Below are 5,399 nucleotides of genomic sequence, written 5' to 3' on the forward strand. Positions count from 1 at the left end.
TCGAACTAATCACCCCGGGCTGGGGGGGCCTCCAGCCCGTTCCCCCCCCCACCCCCCCCCCACACCCGTCCCGGCGCCCCCCCGGCCCACGGCCGGGCGCGCCGGGGCGCCCCCACGTCTCCCACCTGGTGCCGCCGGCCGTCCTCGGCAGGCTCACCGACCGCCTCGCCGAGCAGCGCGGCGGCCAGTGACCCGGACGTGACCGCGAGCGAGCACCGCTGACGGTCCGTCATCTGGTGTCGGTCGGGGGACGACTGCCCTTAAAGTCGTCCCGTCCGTCTCCATCCAGCTGTAGAGAGTGGCGAGCACCCGGTGGACGTGCAGAAGAAGCTCGACGAGATCGTTTCGACGGTCACAAACGCCCGCTCCATGCCCATGTCGGCGTCCTGCGTGGTCAACCGCGCCGAGCTGCTCGCCATGCTCGAAGAGGTACGGGAGGCCCTGCCGGGCTCCCTGGCCCAGGCCCAGGAGCTCCTCGGCGGCCGGGAGCAGATGGTGGAGCACGCCCGCCAGGAGGCGGAGCGGATCATCGAGGCCGCCCACGCCGAGCGCGGCTCGCTGATCTCCGACACCCAGGTCGCCCGGCAGTCCCAGGACGAGGCGGACCGGATCCTCTCCGAGGCCCGCCGCGAGGCCGAGGAGATCAGGGCGGAGGCCGACGACTACGTCGACTCCAAGCTCGCCAACTTCGAGGTCGTCCTCAACAAGACCATCGGCTCCGTCGACCGCGGCCGCGAGAAGCTCCTCGGCCGCGGCCCGGGCCTGGACGCGCAGGGCTACGCCGACGAGGACGCCCCCGAGTACAGCGCGGACCCGCAGACCCTGATCCACCGGGCCGACGAGTACGTGGACGCCAAGCTGGGCGCCTTCGAGGCCGTGCTGTCCAAGACCCTGGAGGCGGTCGGCCGCGGCCGGCAGAAGCTGCACGGCCGGATCGCCACCGACGACCTCGGCGCCCACATGGCGGCCCAGGACGCGGCGGGCGGCGCGGTGCACACCAGCGACGCGGACTACCTGGCCGGGCTCGCGGAGCTGGCCGACCCCGAGCCGGTCCAGCAGCAGGTCCCGCAGCCCGTCCACCAGCAGGTCCCGCAGATCCCGGCGCAGCAGCCGGACCCGTACGGGTACCAGCAGCCGCAGCACCAGGACGCGTACGCCTACCAGGCCCAGGCCCAGGCCCAGGCCCAGGACCCGTACGGGTACCAGACCCAGGACCCCTACGCGTATCAGCAGCAGCCGGTCTACGACTACCAGCAGCCGCAGGCCGCCGCGCTCGACGAGACCAGCTTCTTCGACACGAGCATGATCGACCTGGAGCAGCTGCGTCAGTACGAGCAGGGACACGGCCAGGGGCACGGTCAGGGGCACTGAGCCGAGCCCCGGCCAAGGCCGGATTGGGCCCTGAGCGAAGCGTCCAGTATCCTGGCTCTTCGGTCGCGCGTATGCCCGCGATCCATGCTGCCCGCTTCGTCTCTCGATTCGAACACGGCAGCCCCCTCACGATCCGAAAGCAGGAAGAACCCTGAGCACGCGCCTTGACCACCGCAACCCCCTCGTGTTCGACACGCACGAGCTGGGGCGGCGTCCGGGTGCCCTCCAGAGGATCTCCCGCTCGGCCTCGGCCCCCAAGGACTTCGGTGTCGAAGGGGTCATCGGTGTGCCGGAAGGCTCGCCCGTGGAAATCGAGCTCCGTCTCGAGTCGGTCATGGAAGGGGTGCTCGTCACAGGCACCGCCCGTGCATCGGCCGAGGGGGAGTGCGTAAGGTGTCTGGAGCCCGTCGAGCTCGAGCTCGACGTGGACTTCCAGGAGATGTTCTCGTACCCCGACTCCGACGACCGGGGCCGCTCCAAGGCGGCCGCGGACGACGAAGCCGAGGACGACGAGGACATGATCCCCCTCGAGGACGGCATGTTCGACCTCGAACCCGTGCTGCGTGATGCGGTGGTGCTCGCACTGCCGATGCAGCCGGTGTGCCGGGAGGACTGTGCGGGTCTGTGTTCCGAATGCGGGACCAACCTGAACGACAACCCGGACCACCACCATGAAGCCGTCGACATTCGTTGGGCGGCACTGCAGGGACTCGCCGGTTCGCTGGGAACCGATGAGAAGGACAACATGAGCGGCGCCGAAGCTGGCGTCGACGAGAAGCAGGAGAAGTAGCCGTGGCTGTTCCGAAGCGGAAGATGTCGCGCAGCAACACGCGCCACCGCCGGTCGCAGTGGAAGGCTGCGGTCCCCACCCTGGTTTCGTGTGAGCGTTGCCAGGAGCCGAAGCAGCAGCACATCGCGTGCCCGAGCTGCGGCACCTACAACAAGCGCCAGGTCCTCTCGGTCTGAGTGGCTGGTGAGAGGCGCAATGTCTGAGTCCAACAAGACGGACAATGCCTCGTCCCACACGCTTCTGGAAGGGCGGCTCGGGTATCAGCTCGAGTCCGCCCTTCTGGTGCGTGCGCTGACGCACCGCTCGTACGCGTACGAGAACGGCGGCCTGCCCACCAACGAGCGTCTCGAGTTCCTCGGGGACTCCGTGCTCGGCCTGGTGGTCACGGACACGCTGTACCGCACCCACCCCGACCTGCCCGAAGGCCAGCTGGCCAAGCTGCGGGCCGCGGTGGTCAATTCGCGTGCGCTGGCGGAGGTCGGTCGCGGCCTCGAACTCGGCTCCTTCATCCGGCTCGGCCGGGGCGAAGAGGGCACGGGTGGCCGGGACAAGGCGTCCATCCTCGCCGACACCCTTGAAGCGGTGATCGGTGCGGTCTATCTCGACCAGGGCCTCGACGCGGCTTCGGAGCTGGTGCACCGGCTCTTCGACCCGCTGATCGAGAAGTCCTCGAACCTCGGTGCAGGACTGGACTGGAAGACCAGCCTCCAGGAACTGACCGCGGCCGAGGGCCTGGGTGTTCCGGAGTACCTCGTCACGGAGACGGGTCCGGACCACGAGAAGACCTTCACTGCTGCCGCCCGCGTCGGTGGTGTCTCGTACGGCACCGGCACCGGCCGCAGCAAGAAGGAAGCGGAGCAGCAGGCGGCGGAGTCCGCATGGCGCGCGATTCGCGCGGCGGCGGACGAGCGTCTCGCGGCGGCGAAGGCCGCGGCGGACGTGGCGGCCGAAACGACGCCGGAAGAGGTCGCCGACACCTCTTCCCCCGCGGACCAGGCCTCGGCCTGAAGCTCTTCCCTTCCTGACGGCACTGCTTCTTGACGACCCCGCCCGGGGGCCCGCGAGGGTCTCAGGGCGGGGTCTTCTGCTTCCGTCCGGCCGCCTCGGTCCGGGCGGTAGGCTTCGGGTGTCGCCTTTCCCGTACCCCTCCGGAGGAGTCCCGTGCCCGAGTTGCCCGAGGTCGAGGTCGTACGACGCGGTCTTGAGCGCTGGGTCGGCGGGCGCACCGTGGGCGAGGTCGAGGTGCTGCATCCGAGGGCCGTGCGCCGGCACCCGGCGGGCGGGGCGGACTTCGCCGCCCGGCTCAAGGGGCACCGCTTCGGGACCGCGCGGCGGCGCGGCAAGTACCTGTGGATCCCGCTCGCGGACTCCGAGGTCTCGATCCTCGGCCATCTCGGCATGAGCGGGCAGCTGCTCGTCCAGCCCGAGGACGCCCCGGACGAGAAGCACCTGCGGATCCGTGTCCGTTTCGAGGACGGCCTCGGCACCGAGCTGCGCTTCGTCGACCAGCGGACCTTCGGCGGGCTCTCGATCCACGAGAACACGGCGGACGGCCTTCCCGACGTCATCGCGCACATCGCGCGCGATCCGCTGGACCCGGCGTTCGACGACGCCGCCTTCCAGACGGCGCTGCGCCTGCGCCGTACGACCGTCAAGCGCGCACTGCTCGACCAGACGCTGATCAGCGGGGTCGGCAACATCTACGCCGACGAGGCGCTGTGGCGGGCGAAGCTGCACTACGAACGCCCCACCGCCACGCTCACCCGGCCGCGCTCCGCCGAACTCCTCGGGCATGTACGGGACGTCATGAACGCGGCCCTCGCCGCGGGCGGGACCAGCTTCGACAGCCTCTACGTCAATGTGAACGGGGAGTCGGGCTACTTCGACCGGTCGCTGGACGCCTATGGGCGCGAGGACGAGCCGTGCCGCCGTTGCGGTACGCCGATGCGGCGCCGGCCGTGGATGAACCGGTCCAGCTACTTCTGCCCGCGCTGCCAGCGTCCGCCGCGCGCCACGGCCTGAGCCACGGCCTGACGTCCGCGGTCGCTCACGCGCTCGCGGCGGCCGCGCGCTCCTCGTCGTAGCTCTCGCGAGCCGAGAGGACGTCCGGCATCCGGCCCTCGACCAGGTCGATCAGCGCGCGCAGTCGCTCCGCGATCTCGCGGCCGAGCGGCGTCAGCCGGTAGTCCACGCGCGGTGGGTTGGTCGGCTGCGCCTCGCGGTGGACGAGCCCGTCGCGCTCCAGCGCGTGCAGGGTCTGCGCCAGCATCTTCTCGCTGACCCCGTCGACCCGGCGGCGCAGCTCGTTGAAGCGGAACGTGCCCTCGTGGAGCGCGCCGAGCGTGAGCGTGCCCCACCGGCCCGTCACATGCTCCAGCGTCTCGCGCGAGGTGCAGGCCCGGGCGAACACGTTGAACACGAGGTCGTCAGTCATGCGCTCTACCATACTCGTGCACAGCGCTAACTGTAGGAGTGCGCTCTCCTGAGGATTGCACTTTCAGAAAGTTAGTGTTCTACTTCTTGTCGTTCCCCCCGCCGATGAGGAGTCCCACCATGTCCACGCCCGTCGTCTCCATCGCCTACCACTCCGGCTACGGTCACACCGCCGTCGTCGCCGAGGCCGTCCGTGCCGGCGCGCTCGACGCGGGCGCCACCGTCCACCTGATCAAGGTCGACGAGATCACCGACACCGAGTGGGAGCTGCTGGACGCCTCCGACGCGATCGTCTTCGGCTCGCCGACGTACATGGGCACGGCCTCGGGCGCCTTCCACAAGTTCGCCGAGGACAGCTCGAAGCGCTGGTTCACGGACGCCTGGATCGACAAGCTGGCCGCAGGCTTCACCAACTCCGCCTCCAAGAGCGGCGACAAGCTGCACACCCTGCAGTTCTTCCAGATCCTGGCCGCCCAGCACGGGATGACCTGGGTGAACCTGGGCTTGAAGCCCGGCTGGAACACCACCGAGGCGTCCGAGAACGACATCAACCGCCTCGGCTTCTTCTCCGGCGCCGCGGCCCAGACCCACAACGACCTGGGCCCCGAGGGCGTCCACAAGGCCGACCTGGCCACCGCCGAACACCTCGGCCGCCGCGTGGCCACGACCGCCCGCACCTTCGTCACGGGTCGCGCCGCCGCCTGACCGTGCAATGCGGAAGGGGGGGGGGCCCCCCCCCCGGGGCGGGGGGGGCCCCCGCGCGCCGGGGGGGGGGGGGTGGGGGCGCCCGGGCCGACCCCACCCG

7 protein-coding genes are annotated in these 5,399 nt (G+C 70.5%); 6 read left to right on the plus strand and 1 reads right to left on the minus strand.

Features of this window, described 5'->3' with window-relative positions; genetic code table 11:
• Positions 1 to 312 precede the first annotated feature (312 nt).
• The 5 genes from ACFVZW_RS22380 (at position 313) to mutM (ending at position 4,183) form a co-directional block, all read left to right on the plus strand.
• Positions 313 to 1,371 carry an ATP synthase F0 subunit B gene (locus ACFVZW_RS22380; RefSeq protein WP_384523850.1) on the plus strand — a complete coding sequence of 353 codons (1,059 nt, stop codon included), beginning with the start codon at positions 313 to 315 and terminating at the stop codon, positions 1,369 to 1,371.
• A 184-nt stretch (positions 1,372 to 1,555) separates the two neighbouring features.
• Positions 1,556 to 2,161 carry a YceD family protein gene (locus tag ACFVZW_RS22385; RefSeq protein WP_384523853.1) on the plus strand — a complete coding sequence of 202 codons (606 nt, stop codon included), beginning with the start codon at positions 1,556 to 1,558 and terminating at the stop codon, positions 2,159 to 2,161.
• Between the two features lie 2 nt (positions 2,162 to 2,163).
• Positions 2,164 to 2,337, plus strand: a complete 174-nt coding sequence (gene rpmF, locus ACFVZW_RS22390; protein ID WP_030496967.1) for a 50S ribosomal protein L32 — start codon at positions 2,164 to 2,166, stop codon at positions 2,335 to 2,337.
• A gap of 19 nt (positions 2,338 to 2,356) precedes the next feature.
• Positions 2,357 to 3,169 carry a ribonuclease III gene (gene rnc, locus ACFVZW_RS22395; RefSeq protein WP_384523856.1) on the plus strand — a complete coding sequence of 271 codons (813 nt, stop codon included), beginning with the start codon at positions 2,357 to 2,359 and terminating at the stop codon, positions 3,167 to 3,169.
• Positions 3,170 to 3,322: 153 nt separating this feature from the next.
• A complete protein-coding gene (gene mutM, locus ACFVZW_RS22400) occupies positions 3,323 to 4,183 on the plus strand; it encodes a bifunctional DNA-formamidopyrimidine glycosylase/DNA-(apurinic or apyrimidinic site) lyase (protein WP_384523859.1) in 861 nt (286 codons plus the stop codon).
• A gap of 25 nt (positions 4,184 to 4,208) precedes the next feature.
• Here the strand turns inward: mutM and ACFVZW_RS22405 are convergent, their stop codons facing one another.
• A complete protein-coding gene (locus ACFVZW_RS22405) occupies positions 4,209 to 4,595 on the minus strand; it encodes a winged helix-turn-helix transcriptional regulator (RefSeq protein ID WP_376432898.1) in 387 nt (128 codons plus the stop codon).
• Between the two features lie 119 nt (positions 4,596 to 4,714).
• Between ACFVZW_RS22405 and ACFVZW_RS22410 the strand changes: the two genes are divergently transcribed.
• Positions 4,715 to 5,299: a flavodoxin family protein gene (locus ACFVZW_RS22410; protein WP_384523862.1), complete on the plus strand. Its 585-nt coding sequence runs from the start codon at positions 4,715 to 4,717 to the stop codon at positions 5,297 to 5,299.
• Positions 5,300 to 5,399: the final 100 nt, after the last annotated feature.

It is taken from the genome of Streptomyces sp. NPDC059567, from assembly GCF_042735655.1.
Lineage (GTDB): Bacteria > Actinomycetota > Actinomycetes > Streptomycetales > Streptomycetaceae > Streptomyces.

What these genes read in the sequence shown, in the direction of transcription:
- ACFVZW_RS22405 (WP_376432898.1), bottom strand. Translation starts at nt 4,595, where the DNA reads ATGACTGACGACCTCGTGTTCAACGTGTTCGCCCGGGCCTGCACCTCG.
- ACFVZW_RS22410 (WP_384523862.1), top strand. Translation starts at nt 4,715, where the DNA reads ATGTCCACGCCCGTCGTCTCCATCGCCTACCACTCCGGCTACGGTCAC.
- rnc (WP_384523856.1), top strand. Translation starts at nt 2,357, where the DNA reads ATGTCTGAGTCCAACAAGACGGACAATGCCTCGTCCCACACGCTTCTG.